Here is a 23,661-nt window from a genome sequence, read left to right on the forward strand (position 1 = left end):
CCACCCGCGCCGTATGCGCAGGTGGGAGGCATGATCACCAACCCTACTTCTTCTTGCCCTGGTTCTTGACCGCCTCGATGGCGGCTGCGGCTGCTTCCGGGTCGAGGTAGCGGCCGCCCGGGGTCAGCGGCTTGAAGTCGGCGTCGAGTTCGTAGACCAGCGGGATGCCCGTGGGGATGTTCAGGCCCGCGATGTCGGCGTCGGAGATGCCGTCGAGGTGCTTGACCAGGGCGCGGAGGCTGTTGCCGTGGGCGGCGATCAGGACCGTGCGGCCGGTCAGGAGGTCGGGGACGATGCCGTCGTACCAGTACGGGAGCATGCGGATGACGACGTCCTTGAGGCACTCCGTGCGGGGGCGGAGCTCCGGCGGGATAGTGGCGTAGCGCGCGTCGTCGGACTGGGAGAACTCCGTGCCGTCCTCGAGCGGGGGCGGCGGGGTGTCGTAGGAGCGGCGCCACAGCATGAACTGCTCCTCGCCGAACTCGGCGAGGGTCTGGGCCTTGTCCTTGCCCTGGAGGGCGCCGTAGTGGCGCTCGTTCAGGCGCCAGGAGCGGTGGACCGGGATCCAGTGGCGGTCCGCGGCCTCGAGGGCCAGCTGCGCGGTGCGGATCGCGCGCTTCTGGAGGGACGTGTGGACCACGTCGGGGAGGAGGTCGGCGTCCTTCAGGAGTTCGCCACCGCGGACTGCCTCCTTCTCGCCCTTCTCGTTCAGGTTGACGTCCACCCAGCCGGTGAACAGGTTCTTCGCGTTCCACTCGCTCTCGCCGTGGCGGAGGAGGATCAGCTTGTACGGTGCGTCGGCCATGGCTATGAGCGTAATCCACGGCTTTGGGGGCCGGTGCCCGGCGCTCACAGGGCGGACAGCGGCGGACGGTTGACCGGATCTGTTAATCGAGTGGCCCTCGAGGGCTTCTCCCTCGTAACTTCTCCTTACCGCCTGCGCCGCTTACATCGGGGGATCATCCATGTCCGTCGCCTCCCTGAGACGTGCCACCCGGGAGACCGTCTCCGGATTGCCCCGCGAGTTCTGGTGGCTGTGGACCAGCACCCTCGTCAACCGGCTCGGCGCCTTCGTCGCCACCTTCATGGCCCTCTACCTGACGCTGGACCGCGGGTACTCCGCCACGTACGCCGGGCTCGTGGTCGCGCTGCACGGGCTCGGCGGGGTCGTCTCGTCCCTCGCCGGGGGTGTCATGGCCGACCGGCTGGGGCGGCGGCCCACCCTGCTCTTCGCGCAGACCGGCACCGCCTGTTCCGTGGCGGTCCTGGGGTTCGTGCAGCATCCGGCCGCCATCGCCGCCGTCGCCTTCCTCGTCGGCGCAGCCTCCAACGCCTCCCGGCCCGCCGTGCAGGCCATGATGGCCGACATCGTGCGGCCGGAGGACCGGGTCCGGGCGTTCTCCCTGAACTACTGGGCCATCAACCTCGGCTTCGCGGTCTCCTCCATGGCGGCCGGGTTCATCGCCGAGGTCAGCTACCTCGCCGGCTTCCTGATCGAGGCCGGGATGACCCTGATCTGCGCCGTCGTCGTCTTCCTCAAGGTGCCGGAGTCGCGGCCCGGGCGGGAGGCCAAGGGCCTGCCGGAGGACACGGTCGGGCTGGGGAACGTGGTGCGCGACGGGCGGTTCATGGGGCTCGTCGGGCTGTCCTTCCTCGTCGCCCTCGTCTTCCAGCAGGGGGCCATCGGGTTGCCGGTGGCCATGGGCGCCGCCGGATTCACCCCGGCCGACTACGGCATGGCCATCGCCGTCAACGGCGTCCTCATCGTCGCCCTGCAGATCCCGGTCACCCGGTTCATCGAGCACCGCGATCCACGGCGGCTGCTCGTCATCTCCTCCGCCCTCGCCGGGTACGGCTTCGGCCTCACCGCCTTCGCCGGGTCCGTCGGCGTCTTCGCGCTCACCGTCTGCGTGTGGACCCTCGCCGAGATCGTCAACGCGCCGACGCAGACCGGGCTCGTCGTCCGGCTCTCCCCGGTGCACGGACGCGGGCGCTACCAGGGCATGTACACCATGTCGTGGGCCGTGGCGTCCCTCGTCGCGCCGCTGATGTCCGGCTTCGTCATCGACCGGTTCGGCGCGGTGTGGCTGTGGGCGCTGTGCGCGGTCGTCGGGACGGTGGCGGGTGCCGGTTACGCGGTGCTGATGCGCCGACTGCCCGTGGAGGCAGAGGAGGGTGCCGCGGCCACCACGGCAACCACGGCCACCGGGCCGAGCTCCGCCAAGCCGGAGGTGAGCACCGCCTGAGGCGCCGTCCGGGGCGCCGGGTGGAGTGGGCCCGACCCAGGCGACGTCCGGAGCGCTGTGTGAAGTGGGGCGCGGCCCAGGCGACGTCCATCCGGAGCGCCGGGTGGAGTGTAGTGGGGCCCAGGCGAGTCCCGAACGCCGCGTGGAGTCGAGCCTCGGCACGAGCGCCGGCAGCGCCGCCCGCGCCGGGGGCCGCCCCCCTCACGGGTGCATGCGCGCGCCCTTCAGCACCTTGTCCACCGCGTTGCGCGGCCCGTGGACCGCCAGCCCCACCAGGTCCAGGTCGTCCGTCCGCACGGCTCGCACGGCCGCCCGGTTGTCGCGGTCGTTGCCGGTGGCGAAGAGGTCGCCGGTGAACACCGCGCGCGGCAGGGCGCGGGACAGCACGCGCGCGTGGGCCGCCGTCAGCGTCTCCTTCGTCCCCTCGAAGACCAGCACCGGCTGGCGGAACATCGGCAGGTAGGCGATGCCGTCCGCGTCCTCGTACGGCTCCCCGATCACCTCGGGGAGCTGGGTGCCCAGGCCGCTGACCAGGAACGCGGTGACGTTCAGGCGCTGCCAGGTCTCCAGGTCCTCGCGCAGCAGGATGGCGATCTTCGTGTCGAAGCGGATGGGTTCAGTGCTCATGCGGTGAGACTGCCGTCCGGCGTACGGCACCGTCTTGTACGTTCTTTGCATGGCCGCCGCTCAGGAGCGGGCCGCACAGCCCACCGCCGACGTCTCCGCCTGGCGCCCCCGCGTCCGGGGCGTCGTGGAGGTCTTCCACGCGCACTTCACCGAGTACGCCTACCCCATGCACGTCCACGAGGCCTGGACGCTGCTCATCGTCGACGACGGGGCCGTACGGTACGAGCTCGACCGGCACGAGCACGGCACCCCGCACGACACGGTGTCGCTGTTGCCGCCGCACGTGCCGCACAACGGCTCCCCCGCCACCCCGGACGGCTTCCGCAAGCGGGTGCTGTACCTGGACGCGAGCGTGCTCGGTGAGGAGCTGATCGGGCCCGCCGTGGACGGGCCCGACCTGCGTGATCCCCTGCTGCGGCAGCGGGTGGGACAGTTGCACGCGGCGCTCGCCCGGCCCGGCGACGAGCTGGAGGCCGGCAGCCGGCTGGTCCTCCTCGGCGAGCGGCTGCGGGACCATCTGCGGCCCCGGAACACGGCACGGCCGAGGCGCCGCGACCCCGTCCTCGCGCGCCGGCTGCGCGACCTTCTCGACGGCCGCCTCGTCGACGGGGTCTCGCTCGACGAGGCCGCCGGGCTGCTCCAGGCCCATCCCGCGCATCTGGTACGGGCGTTCAGCGGGGCGTACGGCATCGCACCGCACCAGTACCTGACCGCGCGCCGGGTCGACCGGGCCCGTCGGCTGCTGCTCGACGGGCGGCCGGCGGGCGAGGTCGCGGTGGCGGCCGGCTTCTACGACCAGGCCCATCTGACCCGCCACTTCAGGAAGTTGGTGGGGGTGACGCCGGGGCGGTACGGGCTGTCCGCTCCTTGACGTCGGCGTCGGCGTCGGCGACCACGTCGACGTGGTCGCCGGTCGCGGCCGCGCCGCCGGTCATGGCGGTGGCGCCGGTCGTGGCGGTGGCGCCGGTGGCGCCGGTGGCGCCGGTGGCGGCAGGGGCGCTCAGTCGGTGGGGCGTTGCGTGAGGTGGCTGAAGGCGTCCAGGTTGCGGGTGGACTCGCCGCGGGAGACGCGCCAGGCGTACTCCTTGCGGATCGCGGAGGCGAAACCCAGCTCCAGGAGCGTGTTGAAGGCGCCGTCGGCGGCCTCCAGGACCTGGCCGAGCAGGCGGTCCGTCTCGTCGGGGGTGACCGCGGCGAGGGGGAGGCGGGCGGTGACGTAGACGTCGCCGAGCTGGTCGACGGCGTAACTCACGCCGTACAGCTTGAGGTTGCGCTCCAGGAGCCAGCGGTGGACGCCGGCCTCGTTCTCGTCGGGGTGGCGGATGACGAACGCGTTCAGCGACAGGGAGTGGCGTCCGACGATCAGGGAGACGGTCGTCTTCAGCTTGCGGGTGCCGGGGAGTTGGACGACGTACGTCCCGGACTCCGGGCTCTCCCACTCCAGTTCGGCGTCCTTCAGGACGTCCTCGATGACCTGTGCGGCCGTCTTCTCTGCATCAGCCATGACGCTCACCCATGCTGGGAGCGTACGCGACGGCGGTGGGACTGCGCCGCGGCCGTGTAGACGTCGGCGGTGGCGGCGGCCGCCGTGTCCCAGCCGAAGGACTGGGCGTGCCGGGCGGCGGCCGCGCCCATCCGGGCGGAGAGGTCGGGGATGTCGGCGAAGTCGGCGAGCACGCGCGCGTAGCGGGCCGGTTCGTGGCCGTCCACCAGGAAGCCCGTCTCGCGGTCGCGCACGGCGACCGGCAGCCCGCCGACCGCGGCGGCGATCACCGGGGTGCCGGTCGCCTGCGCCTCTATGGCGACCAGGCCGAAGGACTCGCTGTAGGAGGGCACGACCAGCACGGAGGCGGCGCGGAACCAGTCCGCGAGCTGGTCCTGCCCGACGGGCGGCCGGAACCGCACGACGTCGGAGATGCCGAGGCGCGCGGCCAGCTTCTGCAGCCCTTCCGGCTTGGCCAGGCCGCTGCCGCTGGGACCGCCGACGACGGGGACGACGAGCCGGGAGCGCAGGTCGGGGCGTTCGTCGAGGAGGACCGCCACGGCGCGCAGGAGGACGTCGGGAGCCTTGAGGGGCTGGATGCGGCCCGCGAAGAGGGGGATCAGGGCGTCCTGGGGCAGGCCCAGGCGGGCGCGGGCGGCGGCGCGGCCGTCGGCGGGGCGGAAGCGGCCCAGGTTGACGCCGGGGTGGACGACGGCGACCTTGCCGGGGTCGGCGGAGTAGTGACGGACGAGTTCGTCGGCCTCCTCCGCGGTGTTCGCGATGAGGCGGTCGGCGGCGGCGACGATCTGGGTCTCGCCGATGACGCGGGCGGCGGGCTCGGGGGTGTCGCCGTCGGCGAGGTTGGCGTTCTTGACCTTGGCCATGGTGTGCATGGCGTGCACCAGCGGGGCGCCCCAGCGCTGGGCGGCGAGCCAGCCGACGTGGCCGGAGAGCCAGTAGTGCGAGTGGACGAGGTCGTAGTAGCCGGGGCGGTGGCCGGCCCATGCCTGCATCACGCCGTGCGTGAACGCGCACAGCTGGGCGGGGAGGTCCTCCTTGGCGAGGCCCTCGTAGGGGCCGGCGTCGACATGGCGGACGAGGACGCCCGGGGCCATCTGGACGGTCGGCGGGAGGGCGGCCGTGGTCGCGCGCGTGAAGATCTCGACCTCGATGTTGATCGCGGCGAGGCGCTGCGCGAGTTCCACGATGTAGACGTTCATGCCGCCGGCGTCGCCGGTGCCGGGCTGGTGGAGCGGGGAGGTGTGCACGGAGAGCATCGCGACGCGGCGGGGCCTGCGGTGCAGCCGCAGGCGTGGGGGTGCCGCCGTAGAGCGACGCCCGAGCCTGCTGACGTACTGGCTCACGTGGCGTTCCTCCTTGCTGCGGGCATGCCGGACGGAGGGGGCGGGCCCTCCGAAGGGGTGCAACGCCGGAGGGACGCGTTCCCATTCCGATGGGGCGCGGGGCGCGCGGCGTTTTTGCCGACGCATTACCGGGCTTCGCTCAACCGTTCGAGGGTGGGGTGCGTCCGCGTGCGGTTGCGCGTCCGCTGGGGGTGCGGGGTGCGGGGTTCGGGGTTCGGGGTTCCGGGGGTCTGCGGGTTCGGGGGTTCCGCGGGCCTGTGGTTTCGGGGCTCCGGGGCCTGTGCGTCCGGGCGTTCGGTGTCTGGGCGTCCAGGGCTGGGCGTCCGGGTGCCCGCGCTTTCGTACGTCCATGCATGCGTTCGGGTGCCTGTGGGTTTAGGGCCTGTGCGTCCGGGGCTCTGTGCGTCCGGGGGCCTGTGCGTCCCGGACTCTGTGCGTCCGGGGGCCTGTGCGTCCCGGGCTCTGTGCGTCCGGGGGCCTGTGCGTCCCGGGCTCTGTACGTCCGGGGGCCTGTGCGTCCGGTGCCCGGTCGTCCAGACGCCCAGGACGACCGGGCACCGCATACCCTCGTAGGCATGACATCCCGCGCGACCCGCCCCGTGGGCACGGTCACACGCGGGACGACCAACCCCAACCGGCTGCGCCGCATGGACCGCTGGATCGCCGCCGTGCACGGCTCCGAGCTGCGCCGCGCCGGCGACCCCGTGGCCGTCGACCTCGGCTACGGCGCCGCCCCCTGGACTGCCGTCGAGCTGCTCGGCCGCCTGCGCTCCGTCGCGCCACGCGCGCGCGTGGTGGGCGTCGAGATCGAACCGGCCCGGGTCACGGGGGCCAAGCCGTACGAACGCGACGGTCTCGTCTTCCGGCACGGCGGCTTCGAGGTACCGCTCCCCGTGCGCCCGCACCTCATCCGGGCGGCGAACGTGCTGCGGCAGTACGACGAGGACGAGGTGGGCGGGGTCTGGGAGCGGCTGTGCGCGCGGCTCGCGCCGGCTACGGAGGTGTCGCGCGGGGGGCTGCTGGTCGAGGGGACCTGTGACGAGATCGGGCGGCGGCACGTGTGGGTCGCGCTCGGCCCGGAGGGTCCGCGGACGGTCACCTTCGCGGCGCGGCTGGGGTCCCTGGAGCGGCCCTCCGATCTGGCGGAGCGGCTCCCCAAGGCGCTGATCCACCGCAACGTGCCCGGTGAGCCCGTGCATGCCTTTCTCCGGGACTTCGACCGCGCCTGGGCCGCGGCGGCACCGTACGCCTCTTACGGCGCCCGTCAGCGGTGGATGCGGGCGGTGCGTGATCTGACGGGTGACTGGCCGGTGACGGATGGGGCGGCCCGGTGGCGGCAGGGGGAAGTGACGGTGCGGTGGGGGGCGTTGGCGCCGCGGGAATGACGGGGGTGACGGGGTGACGGTGGTGACGTGGTGACGGTGGTGGGGTCGGCCTGGTCGGGGTGCGGGTGAGCTCTGCGGGGGGATCGGCTCGCCGTCGGGGTGCCTCGCTTCTCGCCGGTGGGTGGGTCGGGGTCGTGGCGGTGCGGCGAGCCCGTCGCCGGTTGGGCATACGGCTGCCTGCTGGTGGCGGTTGCCCTTGGCTGTGCAGCGCTACGCGACGGGCTGCGCCGCACCGCCACGACCCACTCCGGTGCGACGGCGGGTGCGGGAGCGTTTCGGCTGCGCGCCGGCGCCGGCATCCGGTCCGGTGCGATGGCGGATGCGGGAGCGTTCTGGCTCCGCCGCGTCGCCATGATTCGCTCCGGTGCGATGGCGGATGCGGGAGCGTTCTGGCTCCGCCGCACCGCCATGATTCGCTCCGGTGCGATGGCGGATGCGGGAGCGTTCTGGCTCCGCCGCGTCGCCACGACCCACTCCGGTGCGATGGCGGATGCGGGAGCGTTCTGGCTGCGCCCCACCGCCACGACCCACTCCGGTGCGATGGCGGGTGCGGGAGCGTTCTGGCTCCGCCGCGTCGCCATGATTCGCTCCGGTGCGATGGCGGATGCGGGAGCGTTTCGGCTGCGCGCCGGCGCCGGCATCCGCTCCGGTGCGATGGCGGGTGCGGGAGCGTTTCGGCTGCGCGCCGGCGCCGGCATCAACTCCCGCGGGAGCGTTCTGGTTGCGCCGCGTACGGCGGCCGGTTGGGTTGCCGGGTGGGGCCGTCTTTTCGGCGGAGGCGGCCGCGATGCCGTGGGTGGGGTGGTGTCGGGAACGATCTTCCTGAGGTGTTCGTCACAAAGGCGGGGACTTCGTCATGGCGGGGTGGGAGCGGGGGGAAGGACTGCCTCTGTCGTTTTCAGGCGTGGCATGGCACGATCCCTCAAGCGGCCGTAAGTTACTGACGGTTAATCAGGTTTTGGGGGATCTATGGGTACGGGCAAGCGGGGCCTGATCACGGCGGCGGTGACCGTGGTCTGCGCGGTCACCGTTCTCGCGGTGCCGGGTACGGCGTTCGCGAGTCCGGATCCGAGCCCGGCGCCGACGACCGCCCCCAACCTCACCCTGCCGCCCTCGCACAGCAAGGACCTCGAGGAGGTCCGCAAGAAGCTCGACACGCTCTATCACGACGCCGCGGTCGCCACCGATGCCTACAACGCGGCCGAGGAACAGGCCAAGACGCAGTCCGCGGAGCTGGTCGAGCTCGCGAAGAAGATCGTCAAGGGCCGCGAGAAGCTGGCGGAGTTGAAGGACCGCGCGGGTGCCGCGGCCCGCTCGCAGTACCGCAGCGGCGGCCTGCCGGACGAGGCCCAGCTGCTGCTCAGCGACGATCCGGGCGAGTTCCTCGACGGGGCGGGCCGGGTGATCCAGGGGCAGCGGGCGACCAAGGGTTTGCTCGGCGAAATGACGCGCACCCAGCAGGACTTGGAGCAGTACGCCAAGGACGCCTCCGCCCAGTGGCAGAAGCTGGAGGTCAACCGCAAGGCCAAGGCGGAGGCCCAGAAGAAGATCGAGAAGCAGATCGCGGCGGCCGAGAAGCTCGAGTCCCAGCTCGAGAAGGAGGAGAAGGAGCGCCTCGCCCAACTCCAGGAACAGGCCGCGCAGCAGGCGCAGAACGCCTGGCTGGACACCGGCGTACTCGACGACATCAAGGGCGAGGCCACCGCGCAGGGCCAGAAGGCCGTCCGGTACGCCACCGCGCAGATCGGCAAGCCCTACGTGTGGGGCGCCGAGGGCCCGGCCTCCTTCGACTGTTCCGGACTCACCTCCCAGGCCTGGGCGGACGCCGGCGTCGCCATCCCGCGCACCTCACAGGAGCAGTGGCGGCAGTTGAAGCGCGTGGCCGTGACGGACATGCGCCCCGGCGACCTGATCATCTACTTCGACGACGCCAGCCACGTGGCGATGTACGTGGGCGACGGCAAGATGGTCCACGCCCCGCGCCCGGGCCGGACGGTGACCCTCGCGGGGGCCGGTTCGATGCCGATCCTCGGGGTGGTGCGGCCCGGCGTGTGAGGGCGGGCACAGGGGGGCGGTTGCTCGTGACGGCGGACACGTGAGCCACGACACCCCCGTCGGTCGCCAAACCCCGTACCGACGTGACGTTCGTCATTCCCGCACCCTTCCCGCCCTGCCCAACTGCGGTAGGGATCGCGGCATATGACAGTGGCCTGAGATCAAGCGGCGTGCTCCATGCCATTCCGCTGCGGCGCCTTCTGCCGCTATGGTCCCCGTCGGTGGGTCGAGGTCCCTCGTCCCCGCCATGCCCTCGGGGGGAGGGAAGGAACCCAACACCATGCCCGTACCCGTACCGCGGCAGAGAGCGATCCCGGCCGTGGAGTGTGGTCAGGCGCAGGCCGCGCCCGCAGTCGGCGGCCCCTCCAAGGAAGAAGCCCCGCGCACGGACGACCGGAACGGCCATCGCGACGAAGCGACGAACTCGACGGTCGGGGACAACGCCACGCCCGGCGACGGCGTCCCCCACGGCGTGAGCGCCGCCACCCACACCAACCTCACACTGCTGCTGATCGAGGACGACCCCACGGCCGCCCCGATCGTCCCCGACCTGCTCGACGCGGCCGGCAAGCCGATCCGCGTGCGCACCGCCCGCAACCTCACCGAGGCCGAGCGGCTGCTCACCGACGACGTCCACTGCATCCTGCTGGACCTCGCGCTGCCCGCGCCCGGCCGGACCGGCGACGACGACGAGCTGGCCGTGCTGAAGCACGTCCTCCGGCTCGCGCCCCGGCACGCCGTGCTCGCGCTGACCGCGTCCGGCGACGCCGAGCGCGGCGCCGAAGCGGTGCGCGTGGGCGCCCAGGACTACCTCTTCCGGGACGAACTGGACGGCCGGCTGCTGAGCCGCGCCATCCGGTACGCGGTGGAGCGGAAGCGTTCCGACACGGCGGAGCGGCGGCTCGCCGAGGGCAAACTGCGCGCCCAGGAGAACGCCCGCCTGGAGCGCGGCCTGCTGCCCACCCCCCTCCTGGAGGGGTCCCCGCTGCGCTTCGCCGCCCGCTACCGTCCCGGCCGTTCGCGCGCCCTGCTCGGCGGCGACTTCTACGACACCGTCCGCACCCCGGACGGCACGGTCCACGCCATGATCGGCGACGTCTGCGGCCACGGCCCGGACGAGGCCGCCCTGGGCGTGGAGCTGCGCATCGCCTGGCGGGCGCTGACCCTGGCCGGGCTGTGCGGCGACGAGCTGCTGAACACCCTCCAGCAGGTGCTGGAGCACGAGCGCGACGACGACGAGATCTTCGCGACGCTGTGCACGGTGGACATCGCGCCCGACGGCCGCCGGGCGGGACTGTGCCTGGCCGGCCACCCGGCCCCGCTGATCGCCCGCCCGGACCGGCCGCCCCGGCTGCTGCCGTGCGACAGCAACGGCCCCGCCCTCGGTCTGCTGCCGGGCGCCCGCTGGCCGCGGTTGCAGGTGGAGCTGGGCGCGGAGTGGAGCCTGATGCTCTACACCGACGGCCTCATCGAGGGCCGGATCGGCGAGGGCCGGGAGCGGCTGGGTCAGGACGGCATGGTGGAGATGATCAGCCGCCAGCTCGCCGCGGGCCTGCGCGGCGAGGACCTGCTGCGAGCGGCCGTCAACGAGGTCCGCGAGCTGAACGGCGGCGAGCTGACCGACGACGTGGCCGTGGTCCTGCTGGACCGGGTGCGGTAGCGCTCCGCTGGGAAGCGCCGGGGGACGCGCCGTTTCGGGGGCGTGGAGCGCCGGCTGGGGGGCCGGCGGGGGCTGGTCGCACGGTTCCCCGCGCGCCTGGAAGGGGGCTGTGCCCCCTTCGGATGCCGCTTACCGGCCGCCGTTGTACGGGCCGTACGGGCCGTCGCTGCTGGAGCCGCCCCGGTGGCTGCGGCCGCCGCCCGGCAGGGAGCGCAGGGCGGGACGGACGTCGACCATGTACACGATGGTCGCGATGAGGCCGATGATCGGCAGGAACGACAGGATCGGGAAGATCAGGTTCACCACGAAGGCGATCCCGAGGATGATCATCCAGAACGGCTTCGTCTGCTTGTCGGCAGCCCGGTAGCCGTCCTCGCGGCGGATGGCCGCGTCGAAGAGAGCGAAGCCGCTGAACACGATCAGGGCCAGGCTCAGCAGAGACATGAACCCTGCGAAACCTTCCATCAGCACTACGTCCACCACCCGACTCGGCACGCCTCGTCTCGTCCTTACGCGGTCACCGTACCCGCAACCGCGCTCCCGCTACCCGTACAACGGGCCGGGCACCGCTCGAGTGCCCGGCCCGTCGCCGTATTCGTGCACGCGTCCGCATTCGTCCGCATCCGTACGTCCACCGGGCTCCGTACGGCTGCCGGTGCCGGCCCGTCCGGCCGTGTCCGTGACGCGTTCCGGTGTGCGTGTCCGCCCCGCGGCCGGTCTCACCTGGCCGGCGGGATCGTCTTCTTCGCGGTGGCCTTGCGGGCCGGAGCCTTCTTGGCGGGGGCCGCCTTCTTCGCCGGAACGGGCTCGGCCTTGGCCTCGGCGGGCTTCGGCTCCTCCTTGAGGGTGACCGGCTCGGTCTTCGGCGTGTCCTTGCCCTCGACGACGATGGCCAGTTCCTCGATCTCCTCGGCGGCCTCACCACGCCAGGTCCGCACGGTCTGCTCGCCGTGCTCGGCGACCTTCTCGTAGGTCTCGCGGGCCTTCACGGCGTACTCGGCGGCGACGCCGACACCGCGCAGCGCGAGGTCCTGGGCGGTCTCGCCGAGCTTCTTCAGGTCGGCGTCGAGGGTGGTGCCGAGCTTTTTGATGTCGCCGTCGAGGGTGGAGATGAAGTCGGTGACCTTGGCCTGGAGCGTCTCCTGGGCCTCCTTGGCCTTGGCGCCGGCCTCCTTGGCGCGGGCGGCGGCCCTCTCCTGGACGGCCTTGGGGTCGGTGTTGCGGACGGCCTCGAACCGGGCCGGGGCCTCGGTGCGCAGCTGCTCGACCAGGCCCGGCACCTTCTTCGCCTGCTGCAGGGCCAGGTCGGCGGTGCCGGCGGCGAAGTAGAGGGGGGTCGGGTCGGTCAGGGTCTTGCGCAGGTCGTCGGTGATGGCCATGGTGATGGTCCTCCCGTGTTCGCGTTGTTCGCGTTGGTCGCGTGCGTGGATGTCGGTGGTGCGGGTCCGCAGTCGGCGGCCGGTCCCCTGGTCCGGTCAACCGGCCGTCTGCTGCGGATCGGCGTCGCTGCCGCCGGCCGCGCGGGTGTCGCGTACGGCGGCGTCCTCGCCCTGGGCGTCCACCGCGCCGTCGCCGGCCGTGAATCCGTTCTCCTTGCGGAAGGACTCGTAGATCTGCAGCAGCGCCTGCTTCTGCTGCCCGGTCAGCGTGGGATCGGCGAGGATGACGGCCCGCGTCTCGACCTCGTCCCGGTCCCGTTCGGCGTCGAGGATGCCGGCGCGCACGTACAGCGTCTCGGCGGAGATCCGCAGGGCCTTGGCGACCTGCTGCAACACCTCCGCGCTCGGCTTGCGCAGCCCGCGCTCGATCTGGCTCAGATACGGATTGGACACCCCGGCGGCGTCGGCGAGTTGCCGCAGCGAGAGCTGGGCGTTCCGCCGCTGCTCGCGCAGGTACTCACCGAGATTGCCGACGTTGAGCGATGCCATGCCTCCAGCGTGCCTCAGCTTCGCTAACTATTGCAAGCACCCGCTTGCAACAGTGTGTCGTGCCACGCGGGGAGCGCGCCACTCCGGGGCTCCCTGCCGACCGGCGGGGCCCAGGCCGGCCGGCGGGATTCCTGGCCGTCCGGCGCGGCTCCAGGCCGTCCCGTGGGCCCCCTCGCCGGCTAGCTCTCCCGGCTCACCCTCGTCACGAAGCGTGTGACACACCGCCGCAGCCGGTCTAGGAACTGCGGCAGGTCGTCGGCGACCTTGTCGAACTCGCCGTCGTCCGTCGACGCCGCACGGGAACGGTGGACCGCGCCTCCCCAGTCCGCGACGTAGAGGAGGCCCCCGCCGTTCGAGCCGGTCACCATGCCGTGGGGGTCGTCGGCCATCGGGACGACGACCGGGCCTTCCTCCGCGAGCCGGCGCAGGACGTCACGCGCCGGGTGGATGAAGCAGCCGTTGCCGACGTCCGCCGGCGCGACCTCGCCGATCGACTCTTAGAAGGTCACCCTCTCGGGGAACGCCTGGAAGTCCCGCCCGTAGTCACGGGCGGCGCGCAGGTCGTCCTCGTCGGCGGTCCGTACGTCGTTCCTGCCCGGCGGGTGGCCGTACGTGGTCTCGAAGGTCGCGGTCATGGCACGCACGGCGCCGGTGGTCGTCGCGCCACCGCGACAGCCAGGCAGCCGAGTACGGGAGCCGATCCATGACCCGGATCATCCCAGGCGTGGGTGCGTGCGATACCCACTTTTTTGTGGGTACTTGGCAGCGGACTCCCCTCCGGAGACGCTGGTGGCGGGTGGTCAGGAGGCGGCCAGACGGGACAGCCGGCGGTGACCCCAGTCGGAGAGGGGCGCCAGGGCCTCGGACAGTTCGCGGCCGAAGGGGGTCAGGGAGTAGACGGTCTTCAGGGGGAGGACGTCGTGCACCTCGCGGTGCACCAGGCCGTCCGCCTCCATCTCCCGTAGCGCCTGGGTCAGTACCTTCTCGCTGAGTCCCGGCAGGAGCCGCCGCAGTGCGGCGGGGCGGTGCGGGCCGGACTCCAGCAGCCAGAGCAGGCTGGTCTTCCACTTGCCGTCGATCACGGCGATCGCGGCGGTCACTCCGCAGACGTTCAGGTCCTGGGCACGCTTGCGCGTCATCCGCTTCCTCCCCCTTTGCCATCAATCATTCGTCATCTTAAGGGAGTTGAGTCATGTCCTCATCGTCGATCGGCGACTCGGTCACCGTCCTCGGGCTGGGTCCCATGGGGCGTGCCCTCGCCGGCGCGTTCCTGGACGCGGGACTGCGGACCACCGTCTGGAACCGGACCCCGGGCCGGGACCGGGAGCTGGTCGGGCGGGGCGCCGTGGGGGCGCGTACGGCGGAGGAGGCCGTCGCGGCGAGCGGGCTGACCGTGGTGTGCGTCCGGGACTACGACGCCGCCGACGCCGTCCTGCGGCGGGAGCCGGTCACCACCGCGCTGAAGGGCCGCACCGTCGTGAATCTGTGCGCCGACACCCCGGCCCGCGCGCGGGACACCGCCGAGTGGGCGGCAGGGCACGGTGTGCGGTACCTGGACGGCGCGATCATGACGCCGACGGACACCATCGGGACGCCCGCCGCCGTGTTCCTGTACAGCGGCCCCGCGGAGCTCTACCAGGAGCAGCTGCCCGTGCTGCGGACCTTCGGCGGCACCCACACCCACCTCGGCGAGGAGATCGGCCGGGCCGCCGCCCACGACGTGGCGCTGCTCGACGTGTTCTGGACGGCGATGGCCGGCTGGGCCCACGCCGTCGCCGTGGCCCGCGCCGAGGGCATCACCGCCCGTGAACTGGCGCCCTACGCCGCGGGCATCGCGGCGATCCTCCCCGCCCAGTTCGAGGAGACCGCTGCCGAGGCGGACGCCGGCACCTTCTCCGGCGATGCCTACCCCATCACCTCGGCGGCGGTGACGATGACGCACATCGTCCACACCTCCGAGGCGCACGGCATCGACGCGGCCGTCATGCGCGCGGCGGAGGGGCAGGCCCGTCGCGTCATCGGGCGGGGGCACGGGGCGGACGGGTTCATCCGGGTGGTGGAGGAACTGGCAGGGAAGGAGGAGCGGAGCGAGAAGGAGCAGCCGGTGCGGTAGCCGCGCGCCGCTGTGCGAGCCAGTCCTCCAGCGCCGCGAAGTCGGCGTCCGTGAGGCCCCGGCGGTGGTCCACGCGGTGCAGGAGGGCCGGCGCCGGGTGATGGGCGGCGACCCAGGCCTGGTCGAGGGCGGTGATCTCGTCGTCGAGCCAGACGAAGGGGCTGCCGGCCGCCCAGGCGACCAGGGGCTGGGTCTTCCAGTGCGGGCCGCGGGGCGCCGGCGTGTCCGGCCAGTCGACCACGGGCAGCGGGGGCAGGCCGAGCCACGGCGCCACGACGGCGTTCGCGTCGTCCAGCCAGGTGGTGGCCCACACCGGCTCGCACCCCAGGGACAGCAGACGAGGTCCGAGGGCCGGGTCGAGGCGGGGAAGGAGCGGATGCGCGGGCGGGGACGGAGACGTACCGGCCGCCGCGCGGGGGCCGTGGTGCGGGTACGGGCCCGGCCCGCCGAACGGGATCAGCGGGCCGTCGACGTCGAGGAAGAGCAGCATCGCCTCCAGCATCACGCGTCCCCCGCGCGGGCGGCCAGAGCCTCCGCCGTGGGAAGCACCCTCGTCAGCGAGGCACCCGCCACCCAGGCACCCCGTCACCAAGGCACCCGCCACCGGGGCACCCTCATCACCAGGGCAACGCCTTCTCGTGCACGACCTCGAGCCGCGACACCGCCCGGGTCAGCACCACGTACAGCCGGTTGAACCCCCGTTCCTCCGCCTCCGCGATCGCCGCCGGTTCGACGGCGACGACGTGGTCGTACTCGAGGCCCTTGACCTCGGTCGCGGGGAGCACCGTCACCCGGGTGGCCGTGTCCTCGGGGCCGAGCGCAACGGCGAGCCCGGCCTCGGTGAGCGTCCGCCGGACCAGCGGGGCGTCCGCCGCCGTGGTGATGACGCCGATCGAGCCCTCGTGGGCGAGGGCGTCGCGGACGGCGGCCAGTACCGCCTCCGGGAGGTCCCCGTCCGCCCGCCGGATGCGGAGTTCGCCGTCGTGCCGGAGGGAACGGGCGGGCGGTACGTCGGTGCCCAGGCGGGCGAGGAGGCCGTTGGCGAGGTCCAGGACCGCTCCGGGGACACGGAATCCGGTGGTCAGCGGGACCACCTTCGTGTCGGGGCGGCCCAGGTGGGCCAGGAGTTCGCGCCAGGAGCGCGCGGCCCACGGGGTGGTGCCCTGGGCCAGGTCGCCGAGGACCGTGAGCGACCCGAAGGGCACCCGGCGGGCGATGGCCCGGCACTCCATCGGGGAGAGGTCCTGCGCCTCGTCGACGACGACGTGGCCGTACCCCTGCGGGTGTTCGAGGAGCCCGGCGAGCTCGTCGAGGAGGACGAGGTCGGCGGCGGACCAGCGGGCGGACCGGACGGAGCGGGGCGGGCGCGGCAGGCGGAGGGCCTGCCGCTCCTCCGGGTCCAGCAGGCCGGCCGCCGCCTCCGCGAGCTCCGCCGGGTCGGAGAGGAACGCGGCCAGCACCTCCTCCGGCCGTGCCTTCGGCCACACCGCGTCCACGCAGGCGCTCACCGGCCGTGCCCGTTCGATCCTGCGCACCCAGGACGCCGGGCGGGGCCCGCTCCGCCGCTCGGCCTGCTCCTGGATCCGGCGCACGATCCGGCTCCGCACCCGCTCCCGCCCCACCTCGTACGGCGGCTCCTCGGCGAGGACGTCGGTCACGATCCGCGCCAGGTCGTCGCCCCGGACCCGCCACCGGTACGAACCGTCCGGCACGGTGAGGTCGTCCGCGCCGCCGGCGGTCACCCTGCCGTACAGGGCCCGGCGCAGCACCTCGGCCATGCGCGGGTCGTGCTTGACGGCGGTGGTGCGTGCGGGGTCCGTGGCCGTCACCGGGTGGCCGGCGATCTCGTCGGCGAGGGTGGACTGGCGCACGCCGGTCTCACCGAGGGAGGGCAGGACTTCGGAGATGTAGGAGAGGAAGGCGCGGTTGGGGCCGAGGATCAGCAGACCGCCGCGGCGGATGCGCTGGGGGTGGGTGTAGAGGAGGTACGCGGCCCGGTGCAGGCCGACGGCGGTCTTCCCGGTGCCGGGAGCGCCCTGCACGCACACCGACTCGGCCAGGTCCGCCCGTACGAGGTCGTCCTGCTCGGGCTGGATCGTCGCCGCGATGTCCCGCATGGGGCCGACCCGGGGGCGTTCGATCTCGCGGGCGACGAGGGCGCTCACGACGGGTCCGTCGGTCTCGCCCGGCTCCCCGGCCTCGCCCGCCGACAGGTGTTCGTCCTCCAGGCCGGTCAGGTCGGCGGAGTCGCCCCGGCTGCCCGGCGCCCAGCCGAAACGGCGGCGGACGGCGACGCCCTGCGGGTCGCGGGCGCTCGCCTGGTAGAAGGCGCGGGAGACGGGGGCGCGCCAGTCGACGACGAGGGGCGGGGCGGCCGGGTGCTCGCTGATGCGGAGGCGGCCGACGTGGTACCCGAGGCCGTCGTGCTCGCCGCCGGCGCCCTCGGCGAAGTCCAGGCGGCCGAAGAAGAGGGGGCCTTCGGGGAGTTCGCGGAGGGCCTTGGCGTGGCTGCGCAGCCGGTGGCCGAGCACCTCGGCGTCGGCTCCGGAGGCGGAGACGTCCTCGCCGGTGACGACCTGGAGGTCGGCGCCCGCCACCATCGCGGCGAGCGCGGCACGGCAGGCGTCGTGGTGGGCGCGTTCGCGCAGGAGAGCGGCGTGGAGCGGTGCGGGGTCCCTCGGGGCACGGGTGGGGACGGGGTCGGGTGACGTCATGCGGACGAGCGTACCCAATAACGTTACTCAGTTACATTTCTTACCGAGCCTCATTCGTTCGCCGAGCAGGTCCGCGCGTCAGTGGCCTCTTCAGCGCCCGCAGCCTCACCACGCCCCCGGGCTTCCCTCACGTCAGGTGCGGCAGCCCCGCCTCCAGCATCCCGAAGGCCCGCTCCGCCACCGCGACCGCGTCCGGCCGTACGTCCTCCAGCCGCTCCCCCGCCGTGATTCGCCGCCAGTTCTCCTGGGCGAGGATCCGCCGCACGGCGACGATCTGGCCGGCCGCGAGCCGGGCGTCGACGTCACCGCCGAGGGCGTCGGCCAGCGCGGCCTCGGACCGCTCCAGGTGGGCGTGGAGGCGGGCGACCAGCGAGGGGGTGCCGTAGAGGAGGGCGTAGAAGGCGCGGACCTGGGGGTGGTCGTTGAGGCCGGTGATGGGGTCGGCGGCGGCCAGCCCGTCGAGGAAGTGCCGGCGCAGGGCGGCCAGCGGCGGAACCCCCGCCGTCCGCGCCTCCGCGACCACGTCCGCCGCCTCCCGCTCATGGTCGGCGATCCGGTACAGGACCAGGTCCTCCTTGGCCGGGAAGTACCGGAAGAGGGTGGGCTTGGAGATCTCCGCCGCGGCGGCGACCTCGGCGACGGACACCGCGTCGAAGCCCCGCTCCACGAAGAGACGGACGGCGATGTCCGACACGGTCCGGAACATCCGCTGCTTCTTGCGCTCACGCAGGCCGGGGGTGCTCATGGGGGGAGCCTACGCATGCCGGGTGGCGAGGGGCGGACGCCGGCGCCGGTCAGGACGGCGCCCGGCGGACGTCAGGCCAGCGCCCGGGCGAGGTACGGGTTCGCCGTGGCGGGCAGGGGGAGGCCCAGGGAGGCGGTGGCGGCCGCGAGGGTCGTCGCGTAGGAGTCGACGGCGCGGCGGACGTTGGGGGCGTCCAGTCCGGCCCCCGTCACCAGGCGGTCGAGGTCGATGTAGGCCGAGCGGACGAGCTCCAGCCAGCGGTAGACGTGCCAGTCCTGCCGCCAGTCCCTCGTGTACTCGTGCGGAAGCTGCCGCTCCCAGCGCCGGAACATCCGTTCCCTGATCTCCCGCCGGGTGGGGGTGAGGTGCATGTGGCGGACCAGGTCGTACAGGGGGTCACCGACGATGGCCATCTCCCAGTCGATGATGGTGACGCCCAGGTGGTCGTCGCGGCACACGAGGTTCCAGGGGTTCAGGTCGCCGTGCAGCAGGGTGGGCCGCCGGTCGCTGACCCGGTGCCGGGACAGGATGTCCCGCAGGCGGTCGTCGTCGGGCAGCCCGAGTGTGCGGGCCAGCTGCATGGACTCCTTGGGCAACGTCCGCACGAGATGCACGAGCTGCTCCGTGAGCCACTGGTAGAAGGCCCCCTCCCCCGCGATCGGGTCGACCAGCTTGTAGTCCACGTGCGTCAGCGCGCAGAGCTGGTCGACCAGCCCGTCGGCCTCGTGCGGGCGCAGACCGTTCACGGGGTGGCGGGGCGGCTGGTCGATGCGCGGGCCGACGTAGGTGTGGATGGCGAAACGATCATCCGTGTAGCTCTCGCCGAGTGCCAGGACCCTGGGCGCCGCCACCACGGCGCCCGACTCGTGGATGGCCCGCAGGACGGCGTGCTCGCTCAGGTAACTGGGTTCCCTGCGCGAGACGTTGGGCAGCTTGCGGCGCACGACCACCGGCATGTCGCCGCCCGGCATCCGGATCACCGTGTTGAGGTGGGCGGTGCCCTTGAACACCCGGCCCGCCGGTGCGGCTCCCTCCGCGAGCAGGGCCTGCCGCACCGCCCGCGCCGGAAAGGCCGGGTCCTCCGGCACGCGGGGGTCCGGCCGCCAGCCGAGGGCGTAGCGGATCCAGGCGCTTCCCGTGCCGTCGCCACGCGAGGCCAGCCACCGGATGAGGGCCTTCTCGATCTCGTCCTTCGTCGGCACGTTCCTGAGCCCCAGCGGCCTCGCGGCCGTCTTCAGCGCCCGGCGCACCTCAGCCGTCGCCTCGTCCAGCCGCTTCCCCGTGCACGACTCCTCCAGCGACCGCGCCGCCCGCATGACGTCGGGATAGACCGACTGCGCCCACTCGAAGTCGAGGTAGTGGCGCAGATCCCGGCCCAGGCCGTGGACCGCGGCAGGACGTACCCGCTGCATGGCCGCGAGCCACGCGTCGATCACCTCGGACCGCTGCTGGGCCGGGTACCGCATGCGCACCAGGTGCGTCGCGAGGTCGTGCAGGGGGTCGCCGTAGGTCGCCAGCTCCCAGTCGACGCAGACGAGGGGCGGATCGCCGTCGTACGAGACGATGACGTTGTCCCGGTGCAGGTCCGCGTGGAGCAGGCTGTACGGCCGCCGCGTCATGGCGGGCACCTGCTCGGCGAAGCGCAGCAGGGCGTCCTCGGGGATGCCGAGCGCCGTGAACAGTCCGCCGAACTCGTGCCAGTTGGGTTTGCGGATCTGCTGGTCGGCGAGCCGGGCCAGCGTCCTGAGGAAGCCCTGGGTGTCGGTACGGCCGGCGGGCCAGGCAGCGGGCAGGGGCGGCAGCGCGCCCACGCGCACCTCGGTCATCCGGGCCAGCAACTCGGCCAGCGCCTCCACCAGCAGGGTGTCCACGGGCTTGCCGTTGACGCAGACGGCGGACAGCGGCGTCCCTTCCACATAGCTGTGGATGGCGAACCCCGGCTGCTCGACGAGGCACTCGGGCGCATGGTGCAGGGCGCCGCGGACGGCGTCCAGGATCGCGGCTTCCCGGCGCCACGTCCTGATCACCACCGACGGCGCGCCGGAGCGCGGGATCCGCACCGTCACGTTCGTGCCCGGTTGCCGGCCCAGCAGGCGGGCCACGTCCTCCGTCAGGGGGACCACGTAGTTGTGGTTGTGGTGACCGCTGGTCGGCTGCGCCGTCTCGGTGGCGAACGTCGCGAAGTTCCGGAACACGGCGGCGGACGCGCCGTCGGCGACTCGATCCCCGCGGAGCCGATGGGGAACAAGGGGGTCGACCACTGGCCGCTCCGGATCACTCACGCTCGGACGAAGGGATACGGCACACGTTAGATGCCGCGTGATGCGCCGCACGACCGGAGTGCCGGTGAAGTGGGCACAACGGGTGGTCCGCCACTCATCGGCACCAGTCGTTCGACAGGGCCTGTTCGCCCTCTCACACGTACGGGCGGGTGTGGTTGCTCGCGCGATTGGCGCATGCTAGCGCACCGGTGTACCGGCTACGCGGCGATGTTGTTCCAGACGGAGTCGAACCACGTCTGCATGGAGTCGAGGAAGACCGTGCCGGGCGAGTTGGGGTTGTCGTCCTTCACGTGGTGCGTGAGCGTGGCCCCGAGCCCCAGCACGTCGAGGGCCGTGACCTCCTCCCCCGAGTCCAGCTCGATCTGGCGCTCGATCACCTCGTACGGGCCGAACAGCGCCTCGGTCCTGTTGAGGAGGTAGAGCTTGAAGGTCGGCGTGAGCGGGGCGTGCCGGATCTGGACGTCGACCGTCGGCACCAGCCCCTCCCTGCGCAGGTCGCCCAGCACCCCGCGCAGCGAGTCCGTGTGCCGGTGGGTGATGGCGCGCATCCGGTCCCACAGACGGGTGTCGTCCTCGGCGCCGCCCTTGACCGCCGGATAGGGCAGCGGGGACGTCTCGACGGGCAGGATCATCCGCAGGGCGATGCGCTGGGGCGCGATCGAGCGGCTGTGGATCCGTTCCACCTGCAGGCGGATGTGGGCGTCCAGCGACTCCGAGGTCAACGTGTAGACGTCGAGGGTCACTTCGGGCTGCTCGAAGACCTCGCTGAGCAGCGGCCCCAGCGTCATCCCCTGGCGCATCCTGGTCGCCCTGGGGGTGGAGGACTGGATGCGCTGGGTCTTCACCACGCGGGAGCCGCTGCCCTGCCGGGACTCGATCCATCCCTCGCTGGCCAGCTCCCGCATGGCGCGCTGGACGGTGTCGCGCGAGACCCCGAACTCCTCGGCCAGGTCCCGCTGGGACGGCAGGAAGGAGTTCAACCGGTACGTGCCGTCGGCGATCCGCGAGCGCAGATCCTCCGCGACCCGGTGGAACTCCCGGCCGCCGCCGTCATGACTCTGGTGCGCGTCCACATGTCGACCGTACCGCTTACAGGCCAGTGGCAAACCACCTTCAGTCAAGTGCACAGGGATTGGCCTGCTTTCGGCCGACAGATTAACGATCAGTCAGCCAGGGGAAGTCCACCTCACGACAACCAGTCCAATTGGACCGAGAGTTGATCGGTTCACTGAGAGTGGTGGGGAGGTGGAGGGGATGCTTCTGTTGTCCGCGCTGCGCGGGGTGGTCGAGCTCACCGCTGCGTCGCTGGCACAGGCGAGGCTCGGCCTGCTGGGCACGGTTCTGCTGTTCGGACTCGGGGTGGGCATACGCGCACGGCACAACGGCCTGGCCGTGGGGGCCGCCGTCGTACTGGTGGTGCTCATGACTCAGGCCTGACGCCGCAGTGTCCTGAGGACCGCCTCCAGTGAGCCCACCACGTGCGTGGCGCCCGCACCCCGCAGCAGCTTCTCCTTGCGCTCGTTCCGGGCGTACCCCAGAAACGGGACGCCGGCCTCCCGCGCGGCCAGGAAGTCCGAGGGGGTGTCGCCGATCATCAGGGCGGCGGTGGGTGCCGCGCCCATGGCGCGCAGGGCCCGGTTCAGACAGTGCGGGTGGGGTTTGAGGAGCTGGAGGTCCCGGGTGCGGCCGTAGACGTGGGGCGCGAAGCAGGAGGTCAGGCCACGGCTCTCCAGGTACTTGCCCACGACGCGCGGGGAGTTGTTCGTGGTGATGGCGAGCCGGGATCCGAGCGCGCTCCAGGTGCGTATCACGGGGTCGGCCCAGGGGGTGGGCATCGCCGAGGAGGCCGCGTGCAGCTCCTCCTCGGTGAGGCGTTCCTCCAGTTCCGTCACCAGGTCGCTGTCGGGCCGCCGACGGTCCACCACGCGCAGGACGACATGAGGGTCCAGGGACTCCCGCTCGGCGTCGGTCAGCAGGCCGTGCAGGCCACGGCCCTCGAGCCACTCCACCAGCCCCTCGGACACGCGCTCCGCCGAGTGCCCGGCGAACAGCCTGCAGATCGGGCCGTCGAAGTCCCAGAGCACGAACTGCGCACGGGTGATCAGCTCCCGGAGGACCGCGGTCTCGTTCTCGGTATCGGATGCCACCTGTTCGGTCTGCGTCGTATCAGAAGTCACTAGGAGAGTGTCAGGTCCGTCGTGATGGTTTCCCAGAGGGCGTCGAACCACTTCTGGGACTGCTCGACGAATGCGGCGTCACGCTGGCTCGTCGCCTTCTCGAAGGAGAAGAGGAGGGACTCGGTGCCCAGGACGTCGTACATGTCCAGGGTCCCGCTGTCCGTGGGCTCCTCACGGCGGGTGACCGTGTAGTAGGCCAGCAGCGCCTCCTCCCCGTTGAGGAGGTACAGCTTCACCGGCGGGGTGAAGGGCAGCGCCCGGAAGGTGACGTTCACGTCGATGCCGTGGGTGCGCAGGGTCAGCAGGTTGTGACGCAGGACGTGGCCCTGGGCGTTGCGCATGGCCAGCCAGCGCTGGTGCACCGGGTCGTCGCCGCCGCGTCCCTCGACGGGGACCGGGAAGGCGAGGTTGATGTCGCGGGACGGCAGCAGGATGCGGACGTCGATCTTCTCCGGGCGGATGTCGCCGCCGTGGATCAGCCGGAGCGGTTCGCCCAGGGCGGGGATGAGGCTCTCGGCGGTGAGGCAGGCCGCGTCGACCCGTACGTGCCGGGCGGCGAAGGCCGCGGTCAGGCGGGGGGCGAGGCCGACCATGGTGGGCTGGGGCTCGTCCCGGGGCGGCGTCGGCTCGGCGATGCGGGGCGGGCTGCCCTTGCTGACGTTGGTGAGGAGGCCGTCGTCCTGGAGTGCCCGCAGGGCCTGGCGCACGGCACCGCGCTCCACACCGAACTCGTCGGCGAGCTCGGCCTGCGTGGGCAGGCGGTCACCCGCCCTGAGATCCCCGACGCGGATGCGTTCGCGCAGGACATCGGCGATCTCCTGAGGCGAGAGCCTTCTGCTGCCGTTCACTGCCACGTTCTCCTGGGTCACGACCAAACGCTAC

The 23,661-nt window shown here is 72.5% G+C and carries 24 protein-coding genes; 7 read left to right on the forward strand and 17 right to left on the reverse strand.

Annotated features, from left to right (window positions below; all coding sequences use genetic code 11):
* Positions 1-43: 43 nt before the first annotated feature.
* Complete coding sequence (locus tag ACIHAR_RS31985) at positions 44-805, reverse strand: phosphoglyceromutase (protein WP_365470146.1); 762 nt, start codon at positions 803-805, stop codon at positions 44-46.
* A 160-nt stretch (positions 806-965) separates the two neighbouring features.
* On the opposite strand from ACIHAR_RS31985, the gene ACIHAR_RS31990 reads away from it, so the two are divergent.
* Entirely contained in the window at positions 966-2,246 is a 1,281-nt protein-coding gene (locus ACIHAR_RS31990) for an MDR family MFS transporter (RefSeq protein WP_400022866.1), read from the forward strand.
* 201 nt (positions 2,247-2,447) lie between these two features.
* Here ACIHAR_RS31990 and ACIHAR_RS31995 read toward each other — a convergent pair whose 3' ends face one another.
* Positions 2,448-2,873: a DUF2000 family protein gene (locus ACIHAR_RS31995; RefSeq protein WP_400022867.1), complete on the reverse strand. Its 426-nt coding sequence runs from the start codon at positions 2,871-2,873 to the stop codon at positions 2,448-2,450.
* A 49-nt stretch (positions 2,874-2,922) separates the two neighbouring features.
* Here ACIHAR_RS31995 and ACIHAR_RS32000 point away from each other — a divergent pair, with 49 nt between their 5' ends.
* Positions 2,923-3,744, forward strand: a complete 822-nt coding sequence (locus ACIHAR_RS32000; protein ID WP_400022868.1) for an AraC family transcriptional regulator — start codon at positions 2,923-2,925, stop codon at positions 3,742-3,744.
* 129 nt (positions 3,745-3,873) lie between these two features.
* On the opposite strand, the gene ACIHAR_RS32005 is transcribed toward ACIHAR_RS32000, so the two are convergent.
* On the reverse strand, positions 3,874-4,377 hold the full coding sequence (locus ACIHAR_RS32005; RefSeq protein ID WP_365470157.1) for a YbjN domain-containing protein: 504 nt from the start codon (positions 4,375-4,377) through the stop codon (positions 3,874-3,876).
* Positions 4,378-4,382: 5 nt separating this feature from the next.
* Positions 4,383-5,720 carry a D-inositol-3-phosphate glycosyltransferase gene (mshA, locus tag ACIHAR_RS32010; protein ID WP_365470160.1) on the reverse strand — a complete coding sequence of 446 codons (1,338 nt, stop codon included), beginning with the start codon at positions 5,718-5,720 and terminating at the stop codon, positions 4,383-4,385.
* Between the two features lie 575 nt (positions 5,721-6,295).
* On the opposite strand from mshA, the gene ACIHAR_RS32015 reads away from it, so the two are divergent.
* The 3 genes from ACIHAR_RS32015 (at position 6,296) to ACIHAR_RS32025 (ending at position 10,820) form a co-directional block, all read left to right on the forward strand.
* Entirely contained in the window at positions 6,296-7,105 is an 810-nt protein-coding gene (locus tag ACIHAR_RS32015; RefSeq protein WP_400022869.1) for a class I SAM-dependent methyltransferase, read from the forward strand.
* Between the two features lie 969 nt (positions 7,106-8,074).
* Complete coding sequence (locus ACIHAR_RS32020) at positions 8,075-9,160, forward strand: NlpC/P60 family protein (RefSeq protein ID WP_400022870.1); 1,086 nt, start codon at positions 8,075-8,077, stop codon at positions 9,158-9,160.
* A 280-nt stretch (positions 9,161-9,440) separates the two neighbouring features.
* Positions 9,441-10,820 (forward strand): PP2C family protein-serine/threonine phosphatase, encoded by a 1,380-nt coding sequence (locus ACIHAR_RS32025; RefSeq protein WP_400022871.1) that lies wholly within the window; start codon positions 9,441-9,443, stop codon positions 10,818-10,820.
* A 129-nt stretch (positions 10,821-10,949) separates the two neighbouring features.
* Here the strand turns inward: ACIHAR_RS32025 and ACIHAR_RS32030 are convergent, their stop codons facing one another.
* From ACIHAR_RS32030 to ACIHAR_RS32055, 6 genes are all read right to left on the reverse strand, one after another.
* Positions 10,950-11,285 (reverse strand): DUF2516 family protein, encoded by a 336-nt coding sequence (locus ACIHAR_RS32030; RefSeq protein WP_365470171.1) that lies wholly within the window; start codon positions 11,283-11,285, stop codon positions 10,950-10,952.
* A gap of 254 nt (positions 11,286-11,539) precedes the next feature.
* The gene (locus ACIHAR_RS32035) at positions 11,540-12,199 is read right to left on the reverse strand and encodes a hypothetical protein (RefSeq protein WP_365470174.1); all 660 of its coding nucleotides are present in this window, start codon (positions 12,197-12,199) and stop codon (positions 11,540-11,542) included.
* Between the two features lie 96 nt (positions 12,200-12,295).
* Positions 12,296-12,748: a helix-turn-helix transcriptional regulator gene (locus ACIHAR_RS32040; RefSeq protein WP_365470177.1), complete on the reverse strand. Its 453-nt coding sequence runs from the start codon at positions 12,746-12,748 to the stop codon at positions 12,296-12,298.
* Positions 12,749-12,927: 179 nt separating this feature from the next.
* A complete protein-coding gene (locus ACIHAR_RS32045) occupies positions 12,928-13,137 on the reverse strand; it encodes a hypothetical protein (RefSeq protein ID WP_400022872.1) in 210 nt (69 codons plus the stop codon).
* Positions 13,138-13,245: 108 nt separating this feature from the next.
* On the reverse strand, positions 13,246-13,383 hold the full coding sequence (locus ACIHAR_RS32050; RefSeq protein ID WP_400022873.1) for a hypothetical protein: 138 nt from the start codon (positions 13,381-13,383) through the stop codon (positions 13,246-13,248).
* 165 nt (positions 13,384-13,548) lie between these two features.
* Complete coding sequence (locus tag ACIHAR_RS32055) at positions 13,549-13,887, reverse strand: winged helix-turn-helix transcriptional regulator (protein WP_400022874.1); 339 nt, start codon at positions 13,885-13,887, stop codon at positions 13,549-13,551.
* A 53-nt stretch (positions 13,888-13,940) separates the two neighbouring features.
* Here ACIHAR_RS32055 and ACIHAR_RS32060 point away from each other — a divergent pair, with 53 nt between their 5' ends.
* A complete protein-coding gene (locus ACIHAR_RS32060; RefSeq protein ID WP_400022875.1) occupies positions 13,941-14,861 on the forward strand; it encodes an NAD(P)-dependent oxidoreductase in 921 nt (306 codons plus the stop codon).
* On the opposite strand, the gene ACIHAR_RS32065 is transcribed toward ACIHAR_RS32060, so the two are convergent.
* The 5 genes from ACIHAR_RS32065 to ACIHAR_RS32085 form a co-directional block, all read right to left on the reverse strand.
* Positions 14,794-15,351, reverse strand: a complete 558-nt coding sequence (locus ACIHAR_RS32065; protein ID WP_400022915.1) for an HAD domain-containing protein — start codon at positions 15,349-15,351, stop codon at positions 14,794-14,796. The two genes, ACIHAR_RS32060 and ACIHAR_RS32065, sit on opposite strands and share 68 nt — an antisense overlap.
* A 127-nt stretch (positions 15,352-15,478) precedes the next feature.
* On the reverse strand, positions 15,479-17,575 hold the full coding sequence (locus ACIHAR_RS32070) for a HelD family protein (protein WP_400022876.1): 2,097 nt from the start codon (positions 17,573-17,575) through the stop codon (positions 15,479-15,481).
* Positions 17,576-17,702: 127 nt separating this feature from the next.
* The gene (locus ACIHAR_RS32075; protein ID WP_365470192.1) at positions 17,703-18,320 is read right to left on the reverse strand and encodes a TetR family transcriptional regulator; all 618 of its coding nucleotides are present in this window, start codon (positions 18,318-18,320) and stop codon (positions 17,703-17,705) included.
* Between the two features lie 71 nt (positions 18,321-18,391).
* A complete protein-coding gene (locus tag ACIHAR_RS32080) occupies positions 18,392-20,515 on the reverse strand; it encodes a phosphotransferase family protein (protein WP_400022877.1) in 2,124 nt (707 codons plus the stop codon).
* 284 nt (positions 20,516-20,799) lie between these two features.
* Entirely contained in the window at positions 20,800-21,675 is an 876-nt protein-coding gene (locus ACIHAR_RS32085) for a winged helix-turn-helix domain-containing protein (protein ID WP_400022878.1), read from the reverse strand.
* A 181-nt stretch (positions 21,676-21,856) separates the two neighbouring features.
* Between ACIHAR_RS32085 and ACIHAR_RS32090 the strand changes: the two genes are divergently transcribed.
* Positions 21,857-22,039, forward strand: coding sequence for a hypothetical protein (locus ACIHAR_RS32090; RefSeq protein ID WP_365470200.1), 183 nt, complete (start codon positions 21,857-21,859; stop codon positions 22,037-22,039).
* Here the strand turns inward: ACIHAR_RS32090 and ACIHAR_RS32095 are convergent.
* Together ACIHAR_RS32095 and ACIHAR_RS32100 are read right to left on the reverse strand one after the other, a co-directional pair.
* Positions 22,030-22,749, reverse strand: coding sequence for an HAD family hydrolase (locus tag ACIHAR_RS32095; protein ID WP_365470203.1), 720 nt, complete (start codon positions 22,747-22,749; stop codon positions 22,030-22,032). The genes ACIHAR_RS32090 and ACIHAR_RS32095 overlap by 10 nt on opposite strands.
* A gap of 29 nt (positions 22,750-22,778) precedes the next feature.
* Positions 22,779-23,654: a GntR family transcriptional regulator gene (locus tag ACIHAR_RS32100; protein ID WP_365470206.1), complete on the reverse strand. Its 876-nt coding sequence runs from the start codon at positions 23,652-23,654 to the stop codon at positions 22,779-22,781.
* Positions 23,655-23,661: the final 7 nt, after the last annotated feature.

Source organism: Streptomyces sp. NPDC052016, from assembly GCF_044548445.1.
Lineage (GTDB): Bacteria > Actinomycetota > Actinomycetes > Streptomycetales > Streptomycetaceae > Streptomyces.